Raw genomic sequence first — 23,461 nt, 5'->3', positions numbered from 1 at the left:
GCTCCGGGCCGTTATTCATGCGATCCTCCTGACGGAGGGTCTGGGGGTCTTAACGCAGCAGGGAGAGAACGTTCTGCTGGCTCTGGTTGGCCTGCGCCAGCATCGCGGTGGAAGCCTGGCTCAGGATCTGCGCCTTGGCGAGAGCGGTCGTCTCTTCCGAGTAATCGGTGTCCACGATCCGCGAACGCGCATCTGACAGGTTGGTGGAATTGGTGTTCAGATTGTTGATCGCCGATTCCAGACGGCTCTGCCCGGCACCCAGCGTGGCGCGGGTAGAACTGATATCCTTCAACGCGGAATCAACATTGGTGATCGTCGTCGCCGCTGCCGTAGTGGAGGAAACGTCAAGCGCCGTCGCCGACAGATTGGTGCCGTCCACGGCCTTGCTGTTCAGCGTTACCGTGTTGGTGGCGTCCGTGGCGATGGTGAAGGACACATCCGAACCCGAAGTGGTGGAGAACACCGAAACGCCATTGAATTCGGTATTCGACAGAATGCCGCTGATCTGCGCCTGCAATTCGTCGACTTCGGCATCCATATAGGCGCGATCGTCAGTGGAGTAGGTATCCGTCTTGGACTGAATAGCCAGTTCGCGAACACGCTGCAGCATGTTGGAAACTTCGTCCAGCGCGCCTTCGGCGGTCTGCGCCAGAGCCATGCCATCATTTGCGTTGCGCACACCCTGCTTCATGGCACGAATATCGGCCGTCATGGTGGTGGCAATGGCGAGGCCTGCTGCATCATCCTTGGCGCCGTTGATGCGCTTACCGGTGGAAAGGCGTTCCATCGCCTCACCCTGCATACGGTCGGCCTGCGAAGAAGCGTTCGAAGCGCGCAATGCGCTGATATTGGTATTGATAACACCCATTTTAATTCTCCTGGTCTTCGTGTCTCGTAAGTTGTTCAGCCTCATCCAGCATGTGTTTAGAAAGGTGCGGCTGCCAGCACCAAGAGCGGCCATGCGGACAGAAGTTTAAGCCCACGTCGCGCGGCCAGGACTGTGCGGTATAGGTAGTCGCTCGTGGGGTTAAGTTCAGGCTTGTTTGGTCGTTGGCGGGCCATTCCCTCCCCTGCAAACATTATTAACAGGGGTAATCACATGGCACGGGCAATCTGCGCTAAAGGGCTTGAAAAAAATCATCCCGAACTGGCGATACATGCCGCCGCATCGCTTTGCGGCCAGCCGGGCTCGGGCGAATTGCAGCTGTGTGAATCTGCCGCTGATGTATTGTCCCGCCGCCGCACAGACCGGGTCCTTGTTTTGGGAAAGAGCGGCACCCCCGCTCTCACCCGCATGGGCGCTAACATGCTGCGCCTTGATTATCATGATGCAGATTCCCGCATGGTCCGCGCTTCGCTGGTTGCGGCTGCTGCCGCGCCGGGCGATCCGATCTTGGCCGATGCCGGATCACTTGCCCTGCTGACTTTGGCAGAGCGAGTTGCCGCCAGCACCATCCCCGTTCTGATCGAAGGACCGACCGGCACAGGCAAGGAAGTATTGTCGCGCTTCATCCATAAGAGCAGCCCCCGCGCCGATGGCCCTTTCATCGCCGTGAATTGCGCAGCCATGCCCGAGACGATGCTGGAGGCCATGCTGTTTGGCCACCGCAAAGGCGCCTTCACCGGCGCGACCGAAGCGAGCGAGGGTTTCTTCCGCGCGGCAGACGGCGGTACACTGTTGCTGGACGAACTGGGTGAAATGCCTCTGGGTCTCCAGGCCAAATTGTTGCGTGCCTTGCAGGAAGGCGAGGTCGTTCCGCTTGGCGCGACCCAGCCGGTAAAGATGGATGTCCGCATCATAGCTTGCACCAACCGCGATCTGCCGCGTGAGATTGCCGAAGGTCGCTTCCGCGAAGACCTTTATTACCGGCTCAATGTGTTTCCCCTGCGCCTGACTGCCTTGCGTGAGCGTGTCGAGGATATCGCCCCGCTGGCCGTTGCCATGCTGCTGCGTCATGCGCCTGACCCCGAAACAGGTCGCTGGATTTGTGATGAGGCGCTGGCGAAACTTGAGGCACACAAATGGCCCGGCAACGTACGCGAGCTGGAAAATGTCATTCGCCGCGCCCTGTTGCTGGCAGGCAGTGATGGCACGATAACCACCGCGCATATCGTGTTCGACAGCGCCGTAATGCCGGTCCTTGGTGTCTGCGTCTCGCCAACCAATCCGCCGCTAGAGAATGCAAGTGGCCGCAATCTTTCGGCTATCGTGCGCCAGTCCGAAGCCCAAATTATCCTCGATACGCTGGATGGTAATAACGGCAACCGGCTGGCCACCGCAAAGGCATTGGGCATATCCGAACGCACCCTTCGCTATCGTCTCGCTTCGATGCGTGAAGCCGGGCTGATGGTCGCCGGTGGCGCACGATGAGCACGATTGGCCCCAACAATCCTGCCGGCGCTCTTCAGCAGGTGATGGCGATCCGCAGCCAGGTCATGCAGCAGTCAGAAGCGCTTCGCACCCTGCGTGAAGCAGGAGCCGCAGGCGACCCCGGTTCCATTTCCGGCGCTGATGCAGCCACCGGAACACCCGCTGCGCAAGACGGGGGCTTTGCAGATACGCTGCGCTCCACCCTCGATCAGGTGAACGCGGCGCAAACCCGTTCCGGTGAGATCACAGCCGCCTATGAACGTGGCGAAGTCACGGATGTGGCGCAGGTTATGCTGGCGCGGCAAGAATCCTCGGTCGCTTTCGAGGCGACCCTGCAAGTGCGCAACAAATTGTTGTCCGCCTATCAGGAAATCATGCGGATGGGGGTGTAACGAATGGCTGACACCGCTCTTTCGGTCGATTCCAGTCCCGGTTCGGCGATGCTGCTTGGCGGCGATCTTGGCGCGCGCGCAAAGGACTATCTTGCCCAGCCCGCCGTACGCCGCGTGCTGCCCGCGCTGGGCGGGCTTGCCGCATTGGCTACGGTTGGCGCCCTGTATCTTGCCCTGTCCGAGGGGCCGCAGCGCGTGCTGTATTCCAGCCTTTCGGATGGCGAACGCGCGAGCGTGGTCGAAACGCTGGATGCCGCTGGCCTGTCCTATGATATCGACCCGGCAACGGGCATGCTTTCCGTAGCGGAGGACGATGTCTATCGGGCAAGGATGCTGGTTGCTTCCGACGGATCGCTGGCCAGCCCAGACAACACGATCGAACTGCTGGACTCCATTCCGCTGGGCTCCAGCCGAACGCTGGAAGGCGAACGGTTACGAAACGTGCGCGAACGAGAATTGGTGCGCACGATCGAGGAGATCAACGGCGTTGAAACCGCCCGTGTGCACCTGGCCTCCCCGGAACGCAGTGTTTTTGTGCGCGACAATGTCGCGCCCAGCGCTTCTGTCATGTTGCGGCTGGCGCGTGGACGCAGCCTGAGCGATGACCAGGTGCAGGCCATCGTCAACCTGGTGGCAGGCTCCGTACCTGCCCTCACGCCAGATGCTGTGCGCGTGGTGGATCAGCAGGGTCGCTTGCTATCTTCCACCGGCGCCAGCCCCACCGACACACTCGATTTGCAACGCGAGTTCGAGGGGAAACTGCAATTGCAAATTGCCCAATTGCTGACACCGCTGATTGGCGAAGGCAATTTCTCCAGCCAGGTGCAGGTGGAACTGGATCTTTCCGAAGAGACCCGCGCGCGAGAAAGCTATGACGATGACGGGGTGGTTCGTTCGATGAGCGAGACCACTTCCACACGTGGCGGCAACGCAATGGCGGGCGGTGTTCCCGGCGTCACCGCGAACACTCCGCCCGATCCGGCACAGCTGGAAGAGGGCGCACCGCAGGGCGGCGAAGCCACCAATTTCGCTACCACCCCGCAAACCGGCCAGAGCAGTGCAGAGCGTATCTTCGAGGTGGGCCGTGAAGTTGCTGTCACCTCCACCCAGCCCGGTACAGTGCGGCGCATTTCAGTGGCTGTCGCGCTGAGCGACGAGGCCTTGCAGGCAATCCAGCCCGCGACCGCCGAGCAGGTGCAACAGCTGGTTTCCGCAGCCGTGGGCGCAAATCCGCAGCGCGGAGATCAGGTCACGGTAATCGCAGGCGCCTTCGAACCCATTGCGGATTTTGAACCGCCGTTTTACGAAGCGGGATGGTTCGCAATGGCGCTGCGCTACGGCACGGCTTTGCTGGCCGTGATACTCGGCCTGTTGTTCGGGGTACGCCCGATTCTGAAGGCGCTGCGCGATCCGCAGTCCGATACGGATGATACCATCGAAGGCGATGTCGAGACGCTGGAGGTCACAGCTATCCCCGCGCAGCCCTCGGTTGCACTGCCCACTGGCCAGGACGATCTGCGCGAGCAGGTCGAGCTTGCCCGCCGACTTGCTAGTGAACAGCCCGAACGGGCAGTCGTGGCGCTGCGCCGAATGCTGGCAGCGCCCGCCACAGGAACTGGCCAATGACCGATCTGGACACTGTCAGCAATGCGGAACGTGCCGCCGTTATCCTGATGCTGATGGAGGATGCCGAGGCCGCAAGGCTGCTCGGCTCCCTCGAACCCAACGAATTGCAGCAATTGGGTGAGCAGATGATCGCGCTGGGCGATGTCGACCCTGGTCGAATCACTGGGGCCATCGAAGGCTTCGTCAAGCTTGCCGACGACAACACCATGACCGCGCATGACCGGCCCGCACAGGTCAGACAGCGCATGACGCGGGCGCTGGGCGAGGTGAAAGCGGATTCCATCATGCAGCGGATCACGCCCGCTGGCCCTACCCGCTCGCTGGAATTGGCCCGCTGGTTGGCGCCTGCAGTGCTGTTGCCGCTGGTGGAAGATGAGCATCCCCAGGCCATTGCCGTACTGCTGTTGCTGCTGGATGCAGAACCTGCGGCAGAGTTGTTGTCGCTATTGCCGCAAGCGATCCAGCCGGACCTGGTGGAGCGGATCGCACGCATGCGACAGGCATCAGGTCATGCGATGGACATGCTCGACGAATTGCTGTCACAGCGCATCTCGCAACGCTTTGGCAAGAGCGCGCTGGCAATGGGCGGCGCGCGAGAGGCGGCGGAACTGATCAATATGGCCGCTCGCTCTGTCAGCGGAACAGTGATGCCTGCCATCACCCAGAAGGATGCCGAGCTTGCCCGCGCGATCGAGGCCGAGATGTTCACCTTCGAGATGCTCTTCGAACTGGAGCCGATGGCTATGGGCAAACTGCTGCGCGAAGTAGAAAACGAAGTGCTGGTCGATGCACTCAAGGGTCTGCCGGAAGGCGAGCGCGAGCCGTTCTTCGCCGCCATGTCCAGCCGCGCCGCCGACGGCGTGAGGGACGAAATAGAGGAGCGTGGACGCCTGAAGAAATCAGAAATGTTCGCGGCCCAGGATGCAGTGATCAAGATCGCCCGTAAACTGGCCGACGACGGCGAAATCAGTCTGGGGGCCGATGATGGCGAATTCGTTTGAACCGCTGACGAGTTTCGCCCCTGCCGCATCAACCTTGGGCGATACGCCGGCTCCCGCGAAACCCTGGTTTACCGCGCTTTGCGAAAGCGGCGGTTTCCAGCCCGATCCGCGTTTCGCCACGACTGCGGCTCCACCGCCGGTCGACATCGCGCAGGAGCAAGCCGACGCCGTGCTGGCCGATGCTCTTGCCGATGCTGAACGGCGCGGACGAGAGACAGCTCTGGAGGAAATGGCCAGCGAGGGTGCTGCGCGCGCAGCGTTGAATCTGGCCTTCCAGCGTCTTGACGAACGATTGCACGAGCAACTCGCCCAGCACATGGCCGAGGCTGTCGCGGCGCTTTGCGAGGCGACACTCGCGCCGCTGGCGCTCGATGCCAATGCCCTGCAACACCGCTGCCTGTCCGCCGCTGCCATGATTGGCGGCGAAGTGGGCGATATAACACTGCGCCTGCATCCGGACGACATTCCTCTTCTCGATCAGGATTTCGCCTCCCGCTGGACCATTATCTGCGAACCGGGACAGGAACGCGGCACCGTGGTGTTTGAGACGCCCGATGGCGTGGTTCAAGGTGGCCCAGAGGAGTGGCGCCTCGCGCTGAGAGAGGCGCTGGGGCTGTGCTGAATACGGCGGAAAATGTGCTATCGCAGATCGCCCGCGCCGCACCGGTTTTTGCGCCCGTCCGTCTTGGTCGGATTGTGAATTGTGATGGCGGGCTAATAGAAGTTTCCGGCCTGAACGCGCCCATCGGCACGCTTTGCCGCGTTCAGACACGCGCAGACGAAGCCGCTCCGGCCGCCGAGGTGGTTGGCTTTCGCGGCGGGCGCAGCCTGATGATGCTGCTGGGCGATACGGTGCGCCTGCAACCCGGTGCGCTTGTGCGTGCCGAGGGGCGTCCCGGCGTGGTGCAGGTTGGCGAGGAATTCCTGGGGCGCGCAGTGGATGGCCAGGGCCAGCCGATAGATGGTGGGCCGCCAGTGAAAGCGCGCAACAACTGGCTGTTGGGCGGCAAGCGCGAAAGCGCGCTTGAACGCTCCAGTGTCATCGAACCCTTCGACTGTGGTGTCCGTGCGATCAATGCACTCGCCACAATGGGCGTGGGGCAGCGGCTGGGCGTGATTGCCGGATCTGGCGTCGGCAAATCCGTCCTGCTCGACACCATGGTGCGCGGTGCGGATTGTGATATCGCTATTGTCGGACTGATCGGGGAACGGGCGCGCGAAGTTTCCGATTTTGTCGGACGACATATGCACGGTCCAAAGCGGGGGCGCACAATCGTTGTTGCTGTTCCGTCCGATCACGCAGCAAACCTTCGTCTGCGCGGCGCGCAGCTGGCCACATCGCTGGCCGAGTATTTCCGCGCGCAGGGAAAGCGCGTGTTGCTGGTGCTCGATAGCCTGACCCGTGTTGCCCATGCCTCCCGCGAGATCGCGCTTTCGCTGGGGGAGACAGGCGCGGCGCGCGGCTATCCCCCTTCTGCCCTTGCCACCATCACCAAATTGATCGAGCGTGCAGGCAATTCCGCCACCAGCGGCGGGGCGATCACCGGACTGTATTCCGTACTTGCCGATGGAGACGACCAGTCCGATCCAGTTGTGGATACCGCACGTGCCATCCTGGACGGGCATATCGTGTTGAGCCGCGATATCGCACAGCGCGGGCATTATCCCGCAATTGACATTCCCGCCTCGCTCAGCCGCGTGATGACCGACGTGACGGCGCCCGGTCACCGGAGCGACGCCAACGCATTGCGCGGCCTGATCGCAGCGCATGAAGGCAATCGCGATTTCGTGCTGATGGGGGCCTACCAGGCTGGAACCGACCCGCAGCTGGACCGGGCAATGGCGTTGCAGCAACCGATCCAGAATTTCCTTGCGCAAGATGCAGGAGAGAATTTCTCCCTGCCGGAATCGGCTGCCGCACTGGCGGGGTTGATGGACGATGCCGGCAGGTAATCGCCAGATAAGGCTGCTGCAGCGCGTCGTCCGAATGCGCGAGGTGGAGAAGCGGCAGGCAGCAGTGAAGGCTGCGCAAGCGCAAGATATGCATGGCAAGCTGCTGGCATTGCAAGACCGCAGTTCGGATATCGCCGCCAGCTATTCCGCGCGCAGGGATGCCGGTGACGGGACAGCGCTTGGCCTCCAGCTACAATTCACAGCAGGGCTGGAAGGCATCCGAGGCAACACAGCAGACGAAGCCCTCCGGGCAAAACATTCCTATCGCGCCGCCGTGTCGCATTTACGTTTGGCGGGACGACGGTTCGAAATAACCGACGAAAACCTCTCCATCCATCAGCGAGAGGAAAAAATGCGCGTCCAATCGCGTGAGGCGACGAGTTTGGCACGCAAATTGAAAAGACCTTCGTGAACCTGAATTTTTGCCGGGACACGACAATTGAACGCGATTGAAAGCCTATTCTCGACAAAGCCCACTGCCACGGCGGCAGACACGATCACGTCCGCTAGAAACGGTCCAAAACCCCTTGAAACCGGGGTTTTTGACAGTTTCGCCGATACGTACTCGCTTACCCTGCGGCTTACCGGAACGGTTCAGTGCGCCAGCGATGAACAGATGCTGCCATTGCCGGGCGGCAATATCTTGCCGCTCGAAAGCGGCGCGCAATTGCCGGGTATTGCCGAAGAGGTGTTTGATGCGGAGCAAGACGACCCGTCACTACAGGTCCTGACAACAGCCTCCCCTATGCCGCAGACCCTTCTGGAGACGCGATCTGCCGCGCCCGATGTCGGGGGTAGCGCTGCGCCTGCTGAAGCCCCATTGCGTCCTCAGCCTGCTGCAGATGCCCAGCTTTCTCAGCGCGAACGGATCGCTGCGCAGACACACTCGGTTTTGCGGGAAAATACGCAGGAAATCGAAACTCCTCCCGCTAACAAGGGCAATCCTGCCAGGATAGAACCGGCTACGTCTTCGGTGCAGCTACAATTCACCGTTCCCCTTCGTGCGAATTTGCAGGCGAATGCTGCTACATCACAGATGGCCCATGTTGTTTCGCCGGTATTGCAGGCCGCGCCGGGGGGAGCTCCCTCGATGCTCTCTGCCGAACAGGCAACGCGTGCTAACCCGTTGCAGATTGACCTGCCTCCAGCCTCCGCGAGCCATGTCGAGATCCTGCGGAATTTCGAAAAAAGCCGGGGCTTGAACGCCCCAATGCCAGTAGCGGCTGCGGCCGGCGAAGGGAGTGTAGAAAATCTGTCGTCGCGCGGCTCACAAGCTCATGCCCCCGGCGTTTCGCAGCTATCACAAGCCGCCGCCCCTGCCCCCCTGCCCCAGATCGCGGAAACACCGCGACCATTGATTGTCGCAAACAGTACAGATGTCACCTCCCCCGCTACACCAGCCCCGCAACGCCACGATTTCGGTCTGGTGGTAGAACGTCTCGCAGAAGCGCGTGAATTGGCGCGACCAGGGCGCGCAGAGATGCAAGTGATGCACCGTGAATTTGGCCAGGTTTCCATGCAGTTCGATGTCAATGGCGGCGCGCTGAAAGTCGCGCTGGCAAATGCCCATGCCGGGTTCGCCCCTGCCGTGCATACCGCCTTGGCGGAACGGCCTGCAAACATCCCGACGGAGACTGTCCGCGCAGAAATGACGCATGCCCAGACAAACCAGCAGGGCAGCCAATCTTCGTCACCGCAACACAGCACCGCTGCATCTGGTGGACCGCTTGCCGGACACTCGCAGGGAGATGGACAACAACGCCATGCAGAAGCCCAGCGCGCCAACACCGTGCAATCGCAACCTCGTGAAAACGAAGCCGATCGAGAAAGTGACACTGCCGCTCGCAAAAATCCCAAACGCGACAACGCCCTGTTCGCCTGACCGACCATCGGAGTTAGATAGATGAGCAAGAACAAACCCGCTGAGGGCACCGCCGAGGGCAAACAGAAATCCAGCAAAATGAAGCTGATTATCGGCGCAGCCGTGCTGCTGGGAGTGGGCGCGGGGGGCGCCTATGGCGCCGTGGCATCGGGACTGGTTGGCCCAAGCAAGAGCGATCATGGTCCTGACGTGCCGCAATTGGTCGGCAAGGATGATACTGACCCATTTGCGCCCGAAGACGATTCCTCCACCGCATCCGTACATGGCGAAGGTGGCAGTGAATATCGCACCGCTTATTACAGCTTTGAGGAAGGTTTTACCTCTAATCTCAAGGATTCGCCTGCTCTCGTGCAGATGAGTTTGGCGGCGTCCACCCGTCATGATGGCCGTGTAATCCAGTGGCTGAGGATGCACGAGCTGGCGATCCGTTCTGCCATACTCGTCGAGTTGGCAGACACGATGGAAGAAGATGTCTTTACCGTGGAAGGCAAGGAAAGGCTGAAGCAACGTCTGGCCGCCGCCATCAACCGCGTTCTGGAAGAACAGGAAGGGTTCGGCGGCGTGGATGCAGTCTATTTCCGCACGTTCCTGGTCCAGTGAAGAAGAAAAGCCCCTCGATGGCGCAGCTTCCGCTCGCCCGGCACAGCGAATTGCTTGCTAAGCGTCCGCCTGAAACGGGCGAGCTAGCCAAGGCGTTGGGCGATTGCACGACGCGGCTGTCTGCCGCGCTGACGAAGGAGCTTGGCGAGCTGATTGGGCGAACCTCGCTACAGGTCAATATCGACAAGGTGGGAAAGGCACCCGCGGCAAAGCTGCACAAGTTCATCGCGCCAGCAGCGGCCAATTTCCAGCTTGTGGACACCGGTGGCGCGCAGGTTCTGGCTTCGCTCGATTATCACAGCGCGCTGGTGCTGACCGATCAGGTTTTCGGCGGCAAGGGGGACTGGTCGGCAGTGAGCCCCAAAAAGCTCCCTGCATCGGCCAACATGACGCTGAGCCGTGCCGTCAATGGCATTGGCAGGGCGTGGGCCAGCACATTCGAGCTTTCAGATGCCTTGGCACTGCGGGCACGCAGCGATGTGATGGGTAAGTTCATTCCCTTGAGCGATCCCGACACATTCTTTGTGTTCCGCGCGCAGATCACCCTCAACGATGCCGAACCCTGGCATCTGCATCTGGTCTTGCGAGAGGGGCACGCTGCGCTGCTGCTCAATGACAATGCAGACACGCGCCCCGCAAGAGCTGGGGGCGACAAGCGACGTCCCGACGCCAAACCTTTTGCGGATATTCCGCTTCCGCTCACCGCCATGCTGGCGCGGTTGGAACTGCCGGTTTCGCGCATTTCCAACCTGCGGCCCGGCGACACCATTCCTCTCGCCATCGGCAGGAACATCGCGCTGCGGCTGGACGATACCGAAATTGCACGGGGAGAAATCGGCGCGTCGGATGGCGCGCTGGCGCTGCGCCTCACCTCCATTGCCTGGAATAAAAAGGACCAAATCAATGACCGATAATTTGCGCGGGCTCGACCTGATCCGAGATGTCGACGTATCGCTTACAGTTGAGCTTGGCCGCACCCGGCTGGCACTCAGGGACGTTCTGGAACTGGTGGAGGATTCGATCGTCCCACTCGATAGGCAGATCGACGAACTGCTCGATATCTATGTGAACGGCAAACCCATCGCCAAGGGTGAAGTGATAACCGAAGGCGGACGTTTCGCGCTGCGCATCGTCGAGATGATCTCGGAGCGTCGCTCGGGCGAGGATCGCCGTGCCGAAGAGCGTTCCGCACCACTGGCGGAAAATGCCTGATGCTTTGGTATATCGCCAAGCTGCTACTGCTTCTGCCCCTCCTGGCAGGGTTAATTTGGGGTAGCCTGTGGCTAGCCAAAAAGACCCAGGGCGGGATGACGGCGCGCAATGGATCAAAAAGCGCGCGACTGATAGAAACAACCATGCTGGCACCCGGCATGCGGCTGGCGGTGATTGAATTCCACGGCCGCGAGATCCTTGTCGGTGCAAGCAAGCAGGGGCTGGTCCGGCTGGCCGAAGCCGAGCCGAGCCCCCCGGTGGTGGAGCCGAACCCGTGAATCGGGCGTGCCTGGTTGCAATTGCGATCGCTGCGCTGACAATGCTTGCACCTGATATCGCTCAGGCCGCGCCGGCAGCAGGGATCGGCGGCGCGCTGGAACGCGCGATGGAAGGCGCGGCTGGTGGCGAGGACACGCCACTTTCCCTATCACTGCAATTGTTGCTGGTCATGGGCCTGCTTACCATTCTGCCCGCGCTGGTCCTGATGATGACGAGCTTTACCCGCATCATCATCGTGCTGGCCATCCTGCGCCAAGCGCTGGGTTTGCAGCAATCGCCACCCAATCAGGTGTTGATAGGCTTGTCGCTTTTTCTTTCGCTATTCGTCATGGGGCCGACACTGGAGCAGGTGAACACGCAGGCGATCGAACCCTATGCCGCCGAAAGTATCGAGGCCGATGAGGCAATCGTCCGCGCAGGCGATGCCTTCCGCAGTTTCATGATCCGCCAGACGCGCGAGACCGATCTGGGGATGTTCGCCGATATGGCAGGACAGCAGCAGTTCGAAAGTCCTGAGGATATCCCCTACTCCATTCTTCTTCCTGCCTTCGTCACCAGCGAATTGAAGACCGCATTCCAGATCGGCTTCATGCTGTTCCTGCCCTTCCTCGTGATCGACCTTGTCGTGGCCAGTGTGCTGATGAGCCTTGGCATGATGATGCTATCTCCCACCATCATATCGCTGCCCTTCAAATTGCTCTTGTTCGTCCTCGTCGATGGGTGGGCGCTGCTGATGGGCTCGCTCGCGATGAGTTTCGGCTAAAAGGAGACGAGCGATGGACGAAGGCTCTGCACTTTTTGCGCTGACCGACCGCATGTTGTGGACCACAGCATTGGTGGCAGCTCCGATTCTGATAGCAGCTTTGGCCGTGGGGTTGCTGGTCGGCGTAATCCAGGCGGCAACCTCGGTGAACGAACAGACGCTCACCTTCGTGCCCAAACTGGCGATGGTAGCCGTGGTTCTGGTGCTTATGGGGGCCAGCATGTTCGGCCTGATCGGCGATTTCACGGAGGAAATCTTCGCTCGTATCGCCACCATGAGCTTACAATGAATCTGCCGCATTTTGGTCTTAGCGCGATTGAGGCGGACCTGTGGGCGCTCATCTTCGTGATGGTGCGCGTAGGCGCCGCAATTCTCGCCGCGCCCATATTCGGCGCACGGTTGGTGCCGCCACAGGTGCGTACGGTGCTGGCAGGCGCGATGGCGGTTTTCATTCTAAACTGGGTGCCAGTACAAATACCCGCCGACATGCTGGCGTTGCCCACCTTCATCTCGCTGCTGGTGGAAGCAGTGATCGGCTTCACACTGGGCATGGTCCTCCAGATTGCCTTCACCGCTCCCATGATTGCGGGTGAACAGATTGCAGGCGGCATGGGTATGGCCATGGCCACCGCCGTCGATCCTTCCAGCGGCAGCCAGTCCGGCGTGGTGGGGCAGATGTTCAGCGTGACTCTAACCCTGCTTTTCCTGGGAATCGGCGGCCATCTGCTGTGGCTGCGGCTTGTGGTGGAAAGCTATGTGATGTTCCCTCCCGGTTCCGACTGGGATCTGGCACAGCGCGGCTGGCTGGTTGCCAGCTTTTTCACGCAGGCTCTGGCCACCGCGGTCGCCATCGCCCTGCCCGTCACTCTGGTGCTGTTGCTCGTGCAGCTGGTAACGGGCGTAATCGGCCGTTCTGCCCCGTCGCTCAATCTTTTTGCGCTTGGCCTGCCCGCCAGTGTGCTGGCAGGGATCGCTGCACTGATCGCCTCGACCTCGCTGCTGCATGACCATTTCGTGGAACTTGCGCAGCTTGCAATCGAACAGGCCGGAATGGTGGTGACACCTGCCGGGACCGCGACATGAGCGAACAACCCGCCGGCGAAAAGACATTCGAGCCAACGGAAAAGCGCAAAAAGGACGCGGTCAAGAAGGGCAACGTCCTGCGTTCCAAGGAAGTGGCCACGGCGGCCAGCGTGCTGGTAGGCGCCGTTTGGCTGAAGCTGGCAGGGCCCGGCTTACTGAGCAATATTGAAACCGCGGCGGAAGGCAGCTGGACGTTCGATCGCACCACGATCACAGATTTCCAGCCGGGACAGATGATGCAGGATCTGGTGTTGGCGATCGTCCCGCCGATCCTGACGCTGGGGCTAGTCGTGATCGCGGCAACCATGGCCGCGCAATTGACGCTGGGCGGTGGTGTATGGGTGATCGGCAATCTGAAGCCCAAGCCTTCCAAGCTCAATCCGCTCACCGGCCTTCAGCGCATGTTCGGTCCGCAAGGTTGGATAGAATTGGGAAAGGGGCTGGCAAAGCTCGGCCTGCTAGGCTCCATCGCGTGGTTCTGGGGCAGCGCAAACCTGTTGGCGATCCTGCAACTGGGCCGCGGCGAATTGACCGGCCAGCTTTCCGCTGCATGGGATGCGATTGCCAACCTGCTGCTGCTGCTGTCCGCTGGCCTGGTGCTGATTGCGCTGGTGGATTGGCCAATCCAGTACGTGCGCCGGCTGTCCAAGCTGAAGATGACCAATCAGGAAGTGCGCGACGAGCACAAGGAGCAGGACGGCTCTCCTGAAAAAAAGGCCGCGATCCGCCAGCGGCAGCGGGACATGGCGAAGGGCGGCCTCGCCCCGGCCATGAAAGAAGCGCAATTCGTCATCACCAACCCCACCCATTTCTCCATCGCAATGGCCTACGATCCCGCGGTTGCATCCGCGCCCTATGTGATTGCCAAGGGCCGAGGGGAAAGGGCGCTTGCCATGCGCGAAATGGCGGCAGAGATGGCGGTGCCGGTGCTGGAATATCCGACGCTGGCACGCGCCATCTATTTCACCACGCGCGAACAACAGATGATCCGGGCGGAACTCTATGCTGCCATCGCCAGCGTGTTGGCCTTCGTGATGTCGCTGAAGCGGGGTGAGCAGCCTGAGCGTCCGCGTGTAGGCATCCCGCTGGAGCTGCATTTCGACGCCGAAGGCCACTCGATCCCCACTTAAAGGAGAGGGTACGCGCCCGTTCTACGTATCATGGAATCCAGCACAACCTCCTCCATTGTTTCCGCCCTTGGCGGCGGCAGCGGCGTCGACATGGTCAAACTGGCGCAGGACATGGCCGAAGCCCGCTTCCTGCCGCAAATCGCACAGATAGACAGCCGCAGCGAGGCACTGGAGGCCCGGATCTCCGGCGCATCAGAGCTGAAGAACCTGCTCAGCCAATTGTCCAGCGCGCTGGGCGACCGGATCCGCAATGGCGATCTCGCCCCTACCGCGAATATTGGCGATGATGGCGTGGCTTTAGTATCAGTGCTTTCAGGCAGCAATGCACGCGGCAGCTATTCGCTAGAAGTAACAAAGCTTGCAAGCGCGCAAACCCTGGCCAGCAGCGCCTATTCCGCCAGTACTGACCTTGTAGGCGAAGGACAGCTTACGCTGCGCTTCGGCAGCATCTCGGGCGGAGCATTCACCGATAGCGGGAGCGCGCCCCTGGCCATCGACGTTTCAGCCACAGATACCCTTGCCGATGTAGCGGCGAAAATCCGCGGCTCTGGCAGCGGCCTAAACGCCTATGTCGCTGAAATTGCATCCGGTGCGAAACTGGTTGTGAAAGGCGTGGAAGGGGCAGATCGCGCGTTCACGATCGAGGCCACGGGTGCCAGCGGCAGCGGCGGTTCGCCTGCGGCCGGCAATATCGATTACCTCGCATGGTCTCCGGCCTCCGATACCGGCCAACTGAAGGGCAGCGCCAGCGATGCTGCCTTCCTCTTCGATGGCGTGGAGATGACGTCTGCCGGCAATAAGGTGACCGGCCTGCCCAGCGGGCTAGTGCTTAACCTGACGGACACCAATCAGGGCGAGCCCACGCAAATTTCCTTTGCCGACAAGACCAAGCAGATCACCTCCATGATGGGCGATTTCGTTGGCGCGTTGAACGATATATCCGCGTCCCTGGCAGAACTTGCTGCGCCGCTGGGTGGCGAATTGGGCAATGATCCGGGGGCACGGGCGCTGAAACGAGCACTCGCAAGCCTTACCTCTCAGGTGGTGATGCCGAACGCTGCCGCAGGCGAACCGGCAACACTGGCAGACCTGGGCCTTGTGCGCGGGCGCGATGGCAGCTTCACTCTTGACAACAGTCGGTTGAGTGAAACGCTGGATAATAACCTCGCCGCTGCGCGCGCCATGTTTACCGTCGGGCCGTTCGGCATCTTTGCCACGATCGACAATCTTGCCCGCGACATGGGCAGCGCGACTGATCCGGGCACACTGGGCGGATCGATAACCCGCTATACCGATCAGCTTGAACGGCTGGAGGACCGCCGCGAGCGTATTGCAGAGCAGCAGGACGTCCTGCGCGAGCGCATGGTAAAGAACTTTGCCGCCGCCGATGCCCGCGTGGCCGCATCGCAATCCACGCTGGATTTCCTGAAAAACCAGATCGCAATCTGGAATGGCAGCAATAATTGACATGCTCAAACGAACTGACCCTGCAGCCGCCTACAAGCGCGTAGATTTCGAGGCCCTGATTTCGGGCTGCGATGCTCAAGGGCTGGTGCGCGTATGCTTCGATGATGCAGTGGCCGCACTGGAACGCGCACTTTGGGCCGATGCGCACGATCGGCCTGACATACGCCGTAAAGCGCTGGAGCGTGCGCAAATGGGCCTGCTCACGCTGCTTTCAGGCCTCGATACGTCGCAGCCGGTATCGAAGTCTCTCGATGTGTTTTATCGCTCGCTGCTGGCGCGGGTCACCAACGCGCAAAAGCACTTCAACCGCACGGCGGTAGAAATGACGAGGGACGATTTGAAGGATATCGCGGCGTCCCTGCTGGGCCAGCCAAGGAAGGCGGCCTAGACCGACGGGCGAAGTTGGGCCTCAAGCAGCTCATTCCGCACGATGTAAATCCACCTACCCCTTCATTCCGACAGGGCAGACGTAGCTTTCATCCTTGGCCTCATAGATGCAGCGTGGAGGTCGCTATGGGCTGCCTTGCTCACTGCGATTGGCGCGGATCATGAATTCGCTTGGGCGGCGGACCGGGATTACCAGCACGCAACGCACGCCATCGGGTTCAAATTCCAACTTGACCGGATGGCGCAATTCATGCGCGACGATCCGTTCAATCAGATCGGTGCCAAAACCGCGCTCAATATCCTGCTTAACGGGGGGGCCACCGCGTTCGAGCCACTCCACCTCGACAATGTCTTCTCCAACCCGCCGCCAATCCACACTGACAGAACCACCCGGGGTGCTAAGCGAGCCATATTTGGCGGCGTTGGTGGCAAGTTCATGCACAGCAAGACCCAGCGACAACGCATCATTGGGGGCCAGATCAACATCCGGGCCGGTAGCAGTTACCGTGTGATCATCACCCTTGGCATATGGCAGGAGTTCAGCGTCAATCACCGAGCGCACGGGCGTGGAGCCCCAGTCCGACTGGGTGAGCAAGTCATGCGTTGCAGACAGAGCGCGGATCCGGCCATCAAGCCCGTTGGCAAAATCGTCCACATCGTCGGACCGCCGCCGTGTCAGCGCGATGATAGAGAGTACATTCGCCAGGGTGTTTTTCACCCTGTGGTTCAGCTCACGTGTCAATGAATTGCGGATCGACGCCTGCTCTTCAAACCAGACGAGCGATGCCTCGTCCTCCTGCGCTTGCTGCGTCAACATGCGGACCAGCAACATCAACAGCGCAGCAACAAGCACTCCGAAGATCAGCGTAGCCATGGACAGCCCCGAAAGCCCGCCAGCTTTACGTTCGCTTACCATGAGGTGGAACGGGTTGTTGGCTATGGTCACTGTCAGGTTGACATGGCGCATCTTGGGGTCGGCTTCTTCAAATGTGCTGGCAAGCAGTGACGTTTCCTCCGCGCTAGGATCGCCATCATATAGCCGTACGCCGTAAGACCCCGCGTCTTCCAGTTCCAGCGCGCTCTGCAGGAAATCGCGGGCGTTAAACGGGCTGAAAATGAAACCTTTTAGCACACGTCCGCCGCGGCTCGCTTCAAACACCGGCATGTAAATCACAAACCCCGGAGCGTCGCCGGAGGCTTCCTGTTGCAATACAATCGAATCGCTGGCGGTGGGGCGTGAGGTGCGCTCGCCTTCGATCATGGCAGTCCGACGTTTTGGCTCTGAAAACATGTCGAAGCCCAAGGCGCGGCGATTACGCTCCGTATCGGGCTGCAGATATGTCACCGGAACAGAAAATGGCTGACTGCCGTCGGGCGCCGGGTAAAGTTCATGGCTGCCGGGGCCGCTTGTCGCCGCATCGGCGTTGAAATCTTCTATCTGGGAGGGCTGCACGATCCTTCCCCACCCAATGCCTTCAGCCCCGCGATAATCAGCATCAAGCCGCAATTCTGAAACGAAGCGCCTGAAATCGTCAGCGGGAACGTCATTCATCGTCGACAGAAGTGCTGCGCCGGCACGCAGATAGGCACTACTGGCGTTGGCGCGGCGTTCCAGCGCAGAAACGATAGCGGTGGAGCGAGCCCCAAGCTGCGCTGCATCGCGCTGCACATCACCGCGTTCGATGGCAAAAATGCTGAGTGCTGTGATCGTTGCCAGCAAAAAGAAAATTCCGATCGGCAGGGCACGCGGATAGCGGAGGAGCCATCGCGTTGTCCTGCTACGTCGGCCCGATTGATGCTGCAATTTCACTCCTCGGGCACACACTGCCGTATTGAATCACTGCTCTTTCACAGGCCCCACGGCAAGTTTCGCATAGGACATGACCTACATTGTCTGTCATGCGGGGAACCATATGCATACCATTTCGTTCCAACCGCATCGCAAGAAATTAGACTAATTTACAAGGCATGCCGTGCTAACTGCTGGATCAGGGCGCGGCTGGACGACGGGAAACAAGGCAAAGCATGATATCCCCAGAAGACGATAAGGCGAAAGGCGACCCTGTGGCCGCCCGTGCGGCGAAAGATACGTCTCAAAAAGCGCCCGGCAAAGCCAAGGCCGATGACAAGGATGGGAAGAAAGGTGATCCTGAATGGACCACCGGCCTCAAACGTCTGTATGACAACGTCCTAGATGAACCGCTTCCCGATGCTTTTGCAGACCTGCTTTCGAAGCTTGACGAAAACGGGGCCAAATGAGCAAGAACCCTGAAAAACGTGAGCTGCCCGAACGCAGCGCCTCCGACAAGCGTGATTTCAAACGCGAATTGACCGAAGTCGTGCCGCATTTGCGCGCCTTTGCCCGCGGTCTTTGCGGACGCCCTGATATGGCCGATGATCTGGTGCAGGAAGCCCTGCTGAAGGCATGGGCTGCGCAGGAACGGTTCGAACCGGGCACATCCATGCGTGCCTGGACCTTTGTGATTCTGCGCAATGCCTACCTTACCGATATGCGTCGCAACCGCTTCCGCGGGGAATATGATGAAGGTGTGGCCGAACGCATTCTGACCGCTCCTGCCGGACAGGAAGAACCGATTCACCTGTCCGACCTTCACCGCGCCTTGCTGACCCTTCCTGCTGAACGCCGTGAAGCACTGCTGCTGGTGGGTGCAGGCGGCTTTTCCTATGAAGAAGCCGCCAATATCTGCGGCTGCGCCGTGGGTACGATCAAGAGCCGGGTGGGCCGCGCCCGCGCTGCCTTGTCCAGCATGCTGCAGGATGGCGATATTCCCGATCGCTCCCTTCAGGATCCTGCAGCACACCGCGCGATCCTGGAAGAGCTTGATGACGTAGCCGCTGGTCGCGGACTTGCTGCGGCTCCCGGCAAGTAATATAGTGCCTTCGCCGGCCAACAGGGGCGCCGGTTACCATTGGAACAAGAGATAGCGGCCATGAGCGCGGGGGCACCAGTCGAACAACCTGCGGACGATACACCCCGCCCCAGCAAGGCATCACCACGCCGACGCACAATGGCATTTGCCGCACAGGAATTGCGCCTGATTTCGGCGCTGGTCGTCATACTCGCCCTCGGCCTGTTTCTTGCACTGCCCTTTGTCCTATCAATCGGCTCTGTCGTCTTTCTGCCCCTTGTGGCGGGGCTGATGCTGACGATCATCTTGTCACCTTTGGCTGACAAACTGGCGAGCTGGGGCATACCCAATTTTATTGCGTCCTTGCTCGCGCTATTGATGTTTTTCGCCATCCTCGCCCTCGCGTTGACGGTTGTGCTTACCCCTGCAGTTTCTCTCTATGACGAAATTCCGGCAATGACCCGGCAGGTGGGGGAACATTTCAACGAATTGCAGATGAGTTTCGCCTGGATTTCGGATCTGAACAACCAGTTCGCCGAATTGTCAGGCGATGAGAAGCAGCAGCAGGTCGTCCTTGCTGGGCCGACAATGCTGGAGCAACTTGCCTTTGCAACGCCGACGGTTGTGCTGGAAACGCTGCTGACCTTCCTTCTCGCCTTCTTCATGATCGAGGCGCGCGTGCGACTGCGCCGTCGCCTTCTGCTTGAACGGCAGGAAGTTGGCGCCAGCCTGAAGGCTGCACGTGCAATGCGCGAAGTGCAGGACAGGGTTGCCGCCTATATCCTGACAGTCGGCCTTATCAACACAGGGATCGGCGTGATCGTGGCGCTTGGTGCATGGGCAATGGGTATGGATGCGCCGGTCATGTGGGGCGGCCTTGCTGCACTGCTAAATTTCGTGCCATATCTGGGGCCTGTAATGATGGTCGTGTTGCTCGGCCTGTTCGGTCTTGGATCGGCGGATTCGGTATTTGTCGGGTTAATTCCTGCGGCTGCCTATCTTGGCCTTCACACGGTGGAAGCCAATGTTATAACCCCCAGCATCCTTGGCGCGCGCTTCACCATGAATCCCATCGCCATCCTGCTGGCGCTATCCTATTTTGGCTGGATCTGGGGCGTGGCCGGCGCATTGCTATCCGTCCCCATACTGCTGACATTGACCGCACTGGTCGATCATCTGGGCAAGCCTAATTTTATCGGTTTCCTGTTCGGAGAGCCATTGTTTGCTTCTGGTGTTCTGGATTTCTCGGAAGACTGACCGGCACATCGGCATGCGAAATGAAAAAGGCCCGCTCCCTCTGTGGAAGGAGCGGGCCTTTTCCTCAATTATCTGTCTATAGATCAGCCGGGATATTTCCACGCACTGCCACGGGCCAGATTATCAGCGGCGAAATCCCAGTTGAGATGGCCATCAGCCACTGCCGAAAGATAGCTCGGGCGGGCGTTCTGATGATCGAGATAATAGGCGTGTTCCCACAGGTCGATCGTCAGGAGCGGATTGAAATCGCTGTCTGCCAGCGTATCGCCATCATGCGTTTCTTCGATGGAAAGCTTGCCACCCTTTTCTGCGAGCCAGACCCAGCCACTGGCGAAGTGTCCAGCGCCGCGTTCCTTCAGCTTGCCCTTCAGATCGTCAACCGAGCCGAAAGCTTCATCAATCTTGGATCCAAGATCGCCGGAAGGGCCAGAAGCGCTAGGCGTGAGAGAATGCCAGAAGAAGCCGTGGTTCCAGCTCTGCGCCGAATTGTTGAACAGGCCGGGGTTTGAACCGCGCGCGGCCGCGATAATGTCTTCCAGCGATGAACCAGCGTGGTCCGTACCTTCAACGGCAGCATTGGTCTTATCGATATAAGCCTGGTGATGCTTGCCGTGATGATAGCTGAAGGTTTCCGCCGATATTGCGGGCGCGATTGCCTCATTATCAAAGGGTAGCGGGATAAGTGAAAAAGCCATAAATTTCCGTCCTTCCTGTTTTGCTATCCGGATTCTTCATAAATCAACGCGCAAGAACCGCACAAGTTGCATCCCGGATCCAAATTTCGTCATCCACCCTGCCCGCCTGCTTGGGGCGTGACAATACGGGCGCGAGGCGGCATGCATGGGGCAGCAAGTTACCCGCGGCAAGAGAGATTTATGGCACGCACCTATTTCGGCACTGATGGCATTCGTGGCCGCGCCAATGGCAATAAACTGAATGCAGCCGTGGCGATGAAAGTCGGCCAGGCGGCAGGCTGCCGCTTTTTGCGCGGTGATCACAAGCACCGCGTGGTCATCGGCAAGGATACTCGCCTGTCCGGCTATATGATGGAAAACGCGCTGGTTGCAGGATTCACCAGCGTTGGCATGGATGTCATAATGACAGGCCCTTTGCCTACTCCGGCAGTTGCTCTGCTCACCCGCGAAATGCGCGCCGATCTGGGCGTGATGATCTCTGCCAGTCACAACCTCTTTCCTGATAATGGCATCAAGCTGTTTGGTCCCGATGGCTTCAAATTGTCCGATGCCGACGAAGAAGCGATCGAAAAGATGATGGCAGAAGAACAGCTGCTGGCTGAAGGCGATGCCATTGGCCGGGCACGGCGCATCGAAGACGCGAGCGGACGTTACATCCACGCCGTCAAGCAATCGCTTCCCCAGGACGTGCGGCTCGACGGATTGAGCATCGTGATCGATTGCGCACATGGCGCGGCCTATAACGTCACCCCCACCGCGATCTGGGAATTGGGCGCCAAGGTCATCGCTATGGGTGTCGCGCCCAATGGCCGCAACATCAATGATGGCGTTGGCTCCACCGCGCTAGATGCCATCAAGGCGCGGGTGGTGGAGGAAGGCGCGGATATCGGCATTGCGCTGGATGGCGATGCCGATCGGCTGATCGTGATTGATGAAAAGGGCGGCCAGGTCGACGGGGACCAGATCATGGCGCTGATCGGCAGCCTTTGGGCAAAGGAGGGGCGGCTTAAAGGCGGCGGCGTCGTGGCCACTGTCATGTCCAATCTCGGGCTTGAACGCTTTCTCGATGCACAAGGCCTCTCGCTTGTGCGCACCAAGGTGGGGGACCGTTATGTGCTGGAGGCGATGAAGGCGGGCGGATACAATCTTGGCGGCGAGCAATCGGGCCATATGATAATGCTCGATCATGCCACTACGGGCGATGGCACCGTCGCTGCATTGCAGGTGCTATGCGCACTGGTGCGTTCGGGCAAGCCAGCCAGCGAGCTGCTGCATCTGTTCAATCCAGTGCCGCAATTGCTCAAGAACGTGCGCTATGAAGGCGGTGATCCGCTGGCCGCGCAGGCAGTGCAGGATTGTATTGCCGCCGCTGAACAGGAACTTGTCGGCAAGGGCCGTCTCGTCATCCGCAAATCAGGCACAGAACCGCTGATCCGTGTCATGGCCGAAGGCGATGATGAAGCGCAGGTCAATCGCGTGGTGGACCGCATCTGCGAGGCGGTGGAGAAAGCCGCCTGATGCTGGAAATGCGCCCTGATTGTCAGCGGTGTGGAACGGACCTTCCGGCACAATCGCCCGGCGCACTCTTTTGCAGCTTTGAATGCACATTCTGCGCGACCTGTTCTGCTGCGCTGGATGATATCTGCTCCAATTGCGGCGGTGAACTGATGGATCGGCCCACACGCAGCCTGGCCTCTCTTGTCAAACATCCCGCCAGCCAAACGCGCCGGTTTGCAGGATGAGCGCCCGCCCGCCCCGCATCCTTGCCATTGCCGGGTCGGATAGTTCGGGCGGCGCGGGCATACAGGCCGATATCAAGACCATCACCATGCTTGGCGGCTATGCCATGACAGCCATCACCGCCATTACCGCGCAGAACACCCGCGGCGTACGCGCGGTAGAGGCATTATCGCCTGATCTGATCGCGGCGCAAATGGATGCCTGCATGGAGGATATCGGTGTCGATGCAGTCAAGATCGGTATGCTCGGCAGCGCCGATATCGCCGAGGTGGTGGCTGATCGGTTGGAAGACCTGCCCTGCCCAATCGTGTTCGATCCGGTGATGATCGCCACCAGCGGCTCTGTGCTGGCCGATGCAGCAACTATCGAAGTGTTCGAATGGCTGATGGACCTTGCCACGCTGACCACACCCAATGTTCCTGAACTGGAAGCTCTCGGCGGGGCAGGTAAGATGGCCGAGCGGAGCATCGCCTATCTCGCCAAGGGTGGTGACGCCGATGGGCCGATGGTGGAAGACCGGCTGGTGCGCCCCAGCAGGGAAGATAGGGTGTGGAGCGAAGCGCGTATCGTCACAAAGCACACCCATGGCACCGGCTGCACCCTTTCCAGTGCCATCGCCACCCATCTGGCGCGCGGCCTAACGCTGGAAGACGCTGTTGCAAAAAGCCGCCAATTCGTGCGCGCGGCATTAATGTCTGCCCCTGGCCTTGGATTTGGCAACGGGCCATTGGGGCATCAGGCCGTGCGATAGCC

27 protein-coding genes are annotated in these 23,461 nt (G+C 60.2%); 24 read left to right on the top strand and 3 right to left on the bottom strand.

Features of this window, described 5'->3' with window-relative positions:
• Positions 1-49 precede the first annotated feature (49 nt).
• On the bottom strand, positions 50-868 hold the full coding sequence (locus CP97_RS04570; RefSeq protein ID WP_048884984.1) for a flagellin N-terminal helical domain-containing protein: 819 nt from the start codon (positions 866-868) through the stop codon (positions 50-52).
• Positions 869-1,099: 231 nt separating this feature from the next.
• Between CP97_RS04570 and CP97_RS04565 the strand changes: the two genes are divergently transcribed.
• Genes CP97_RS04565 through CP97_RS04480 form a run of 18 tightly spaced genes read left to right on the top strand, consistent with a single transcriptional unit; the run spans position 1,100 to position 16,147 of the window.
• Complete coding sequence (locus CP97_RS04565) at positions 1,100-2,371, top strand: sigma-54 interaction domain-containing protein (protein ID WP_082863714.1); 1,272 nt, start codon at positions 1,100-1,102, stop codon at positions 2,369-2,371.
• Positions 2,368-2,763, top strand: a complete 396-nt coding sequence (gene fliE / locus CP97_RS04560) for a flagellar hook-basal body complex protein FliE (protein ID WP_048884983.1) — start codon at positions 2,368-2,370, stop codon at positions 2,761-2,763. Before CP97_RS04565 ends, fliE begins: the two co-directional genes overlap by 4 nt.
• A gap of 3 nt (positions 2,764-2,766) precedes the next feature.
• Positions 2,767-4,389: a flagellar basal-body MS-ring/collar protein FliF gene (gene fliF / locus CP97_RS04555; RefSeq protein ID WP_048884982.1), complete on the top strand. Its 1,623-nt coding sequence runs from the start codon at positions 2,767-2,769 to the stop codon at positions 4,387-4,389.
• Positions 4,386-5,390, top strand: a complete 1,005-nt coding sequence (locus tag CP97_RS04550) for a flagellar motor switch protein FliG (RefSeq protein WP_048884981.1) — start codon at positions 4,386-4,388, stop codon at positions 5,388-5,390. The genes fliF and CP97_RS04550 overlap by 4 nt, the downstream gene beginning before the upstream one ends.
• Entirely contained in the window at positions 5,371-6,012 is a 642-nt protein-coding gene (locus tag CP97_RS04545) for a FliH/SctL family protein (RefSeq protein ID WP_063612358.1), read from the top strand. The genes CP97_RS04550 and CP97_RS04545 overlap by 20 nt, the downstream gene beginning before the upstream one ends.
• Positions 6,006-7,343, top strand: a complete 1,338-nt coding sequence (locus CP97_RS04540; RefSeq protein ID WP_048884979.1) for a FliI/YscN family ATPase — start codon at positions 6,006-6,008, stop codon at positions 7,341-7,343. Before CP97_RS04545 ends, CP97_RS04540 begins: the two co-directional genes overlap by 7 nt.
• Positions 7,330-7,755, top strand: coding sequence for a hypothetical protein (locus CP97_RS04535; protein WP_048884978.1), 426 nt, complete (start codon positions 7,330-7,332; stop codon positions 7,753-7,755). The genes CP97_RS04540 and CP97_RS04535 overlap by 14 nt, the downstream gene beginning before the upstream one ends.
• 27 nt (positions 7,756-7,782) lie before the next feature.
• Positions 7,783-9,225, top strand: coding sequence for a hypothetical protein (locus CP97_RS04530; protein ID WP_048884977.1), 1,443 nt, complete (start codon positions 7,783-7,785; stop codon positions 9,223-9,225).
• Positions 9,226-9,246: 21 nt separating this feature from the next.
• Positions 9,247-9,825, top strand: coding sequence for a flagellar basal body-associated FliL family protein (locus CP97_RS04525; RefSeq protein WP_048884976.1), 579 nt, complete (start codon positions 9,247-9,249; stop codon positions 9,823-9,825).
• Between the two features lie 17 nt (positions 9,826-9,842).
• Positions 9,843-10,739 carry a FliM/FliN family flagellar motor C-terminal domain-containing protein gene (locus CP97_RS04520; protein ID WP_063612357.1) on the top strand — a complete coding sequence of 299 codons (897 nt, stop codon included), beginning with the start codon at positions 9,843-9,845 and terminating at the stop codon, positions 10,737-10,739.
• Entirely contained in the window at positions 10,729-11,037 is a 309-nt protein-coding gene (fliN, locus tag CP97_RS04515) for a flagellar motor switch protein FliN (protein ID WP_048884974.1), read from the top strand. Before CP97_RS04520 ends, fliN begins: the two co-directional genes overlap by 11 nt.
• Positions 11,037-11,315, top strand: a complete 279-nt coding sequence (locus tag CP97_RS04510; protein WP_048884973.1) for a flagellar biosynthetic protein FliO — start codon at positions 11,037-11,039, stop codon at positions 11,313-11,315. Before fliN ends, CP97_RS04510 begins: the two co-directional genes overlap by 1 nt.
• 41 nt (positions 11,316-11,356) lie before the next feature.
• Complete coding sequence (fliP, locus tag CP97_RS04505) at positions 11,357-12,079, top strand: flagellar type III secretion system pore protein FliP (protein WP_048884972.1); 723 nt, start codon at positions 11,357-11,359, stop codon at positions 12,077-12,079.
• Positions 12,080-12,092: 13 nt separating this feature from the next.
• On the top strand, positions 12,093-12,368 hold the full coding sequence (locus CP97_RS04500) for a flagellar biosynthetic protein FliQ (RefSeq protein ID WP_048884971.1): 276 nt from the start codon (positions 12,093-12,095) through the stop codon (positions 12,366-12,368).
• Positions 12,365-13,162, top strand: coding sequence for a flagellar biosynthetic protein FliR (gene fliR / locus CP97_RS04495; RefSeq protein WP_048884970.1), 798 nt, complete (start codon positions 12,365-12,367; stop codon positions 13,160-13,162). The genes CP97_RS04500 and fliR overlap by 4 nt, the downstream gene beginning before the upstream one ends.
• On the top strand, positions 13,159-14,292 hold the full coding sequence (locus CP97_RS04490; RefSeq protein WP_048884969.1) for an EscU/YscU/HrcU family type III secretion system export apparatus switch protein: 1,134 nt from the start codon (positions 13,159-13,161) through the stop codon (positions 14,290-14,292). The genes fliR and CP97_RS04490 overlap by 4 nt, the downstream gene beginning before the upstream one ends.
• A gap of 30 nt (positions 14,293-14,322) precedes the next feature.
• Entirely contained in the window at positions 14,323-15,759 is a 1,437-nt protein-coding gene (gene fliD, locus CP97_RS04485; RefSeq protein WP_048884968.1) for a flagellar filament capping protein FliD, read from the top strand.
• Entirely contained in the window at positions 15,743-16,147 is a 405-nt protein-coding gene (locus CP97_RS04480; RefSeq protein ID WP_048884967.1) for a flagellar protein FliS, read from the top strand. Before fliD ends, CP97_RS04480 begins: the two co-directional genes overlap by 17 nt.
• Before the next feature lie 123 nt (positions 16,148-16,270).
• On the opposite strand, the gene CP97_RS04475 is transcribed toward CP97_RS04480, so the two are convergent.
• Complete coding sequence (locus CP97_RS04475) at positions 16,271-17,866, bottom strand: CHASE domain-containing protein (protein ID WP_227819670.1); 1,596 nt, start codon at positions 17,864-17,866, stop codon at positions 16,271-16,273.
• A gap of 305 nt (positions 17,867-18,171) precedes the next feature.
• On the opposite strand from CP97_RS04475, the gene CP97_RS04470 reads away from it, so the two are divergent.
• Genes CP97_RS04470 through CP97_RS04460 form a run of 3 tightly spaced genes read left to right on the top strand, consistent with a single transcriptional unit; the run spans position 18,172 to position 20,273 of the window.
• Positions 18,172-18,405, top strand: a complete 234-nt coding sequence (locus CP97_RS04470; protein ID WP_082863713.1) for a NepR family anti-sigma factor — start codon at positions 18,172-18,174, stop codon at positions 18,403-18,405.
• Positions 18,402-19,037: a sigma-70 family RNA polymerase sigma factor gene (locus CP97_RS04465; RefSeq protein WP_048884966.1), complete on the top strand. Its 636-nt coding sequence runs from the start codon at positions 18,402-18,404 to the stop codon at positions 19,035-19,037. The genes CP97_RS04470 and CP97_RS04465 overlap by 4 nt, the downstream gene beginning before the upstream one ends.
• A gap of 60 nt (positions 19,038-19,097) precedes the next feature.
• Entirely contained in the window at positions 19,098-20,273 is a 1,176-nt protein-coding gene (locus CP97_RS04460; protein ID WP_048884965.1) for an AI-2E family transporter, read from the top strand.
• Between the two features lie 83 nt (positions 20,274-20,356).
• Here CP97_RS04460 and CP97_RS04455 read toward each other — a convergent pair whose 3' ends face one another.
• Positions 20,357-20,968 carry a superoxide dismutase gene (locus tag CP97_RS04455; protein ID WP_048884964.1) on the bottom strand — a complete coding sequence of 204 codons (612 nt, stop codon included), beginning with the start codon at positions 20,966-20,968 and terminating at the stop codon, positions 20,357-20,359.
• A 180-nt stretch (positions 20,969-21,148) separates the two neighbouring features.
• Between CP97_RS04455 and glmM the strand changes: the two genes are divergently transcribed.
• The 3 genes from glmM to thiD are packed head-to-tail and all read left to right on the top strand — an operon-like array spanning position 21,149 to position 23,459.
• Positions 21,149-22,486, top strand: a complete 1,338-nt coding sequence (gene glmM, locus CP97_RS04450; protein ID WP_048884963.1) for a phosphoglucosamine mutase — start codon at positions 21,149-21,151, stop codon at positions 22,484-22,486.
• On the top strand, positions 22,486-22,710 hold the full coding sequence (locus CP97_RS04445; RefSeq protein ID WP_048884962.1) for a DUF1272 domain-containing protein: 225 nt from the start codon (positions 22,486-22,488) through the stop codon (positions 22,708-22,710). Before glmM ends, CP97_RS04445 begins: the two co-directional genes overlap by 1 nt.
• Positions 22,707-23,459 carry a bifunctional hydroxymethylpyrimidine kinase/phosphomethylpyrimidine kinase gene (thiD, locus tag CP97_RS04440; protein ID WP_048884961.1) on the top strand — a complete coding sequence of 251 codons (753 nt, stop codon included), beginning with the start codon at positions 22,707-22,709 and terminating at the stop codon, positions 23,457-23,459. The genes CP97_RS04445 and thiD overlap by 4 nt, the downstream gene beginning before the upstream one ends.
• The last annotated feature ends 2 nt before the right edge of the window (positions 23,460-23,461 follow it).

Origin of the sequence: Aurantiacibacter atlanticus (genome assembly GCF_001077815.2) — a bacterium.
In the GTDB taxonomy this organism is placed as follows: domain Bacteria; phylum Pseudomonadota; class Alphaproteobacteria; order Sphingomonadales; family Sphingomonadaceae; genus Alteraurantiacibacter; species Alteraurantiacibacter atlanticus.
Note: the sequence above shows the minus strand (reverse complement) of the source record. Positions and strands in the feature narration are given on the sequence as shown.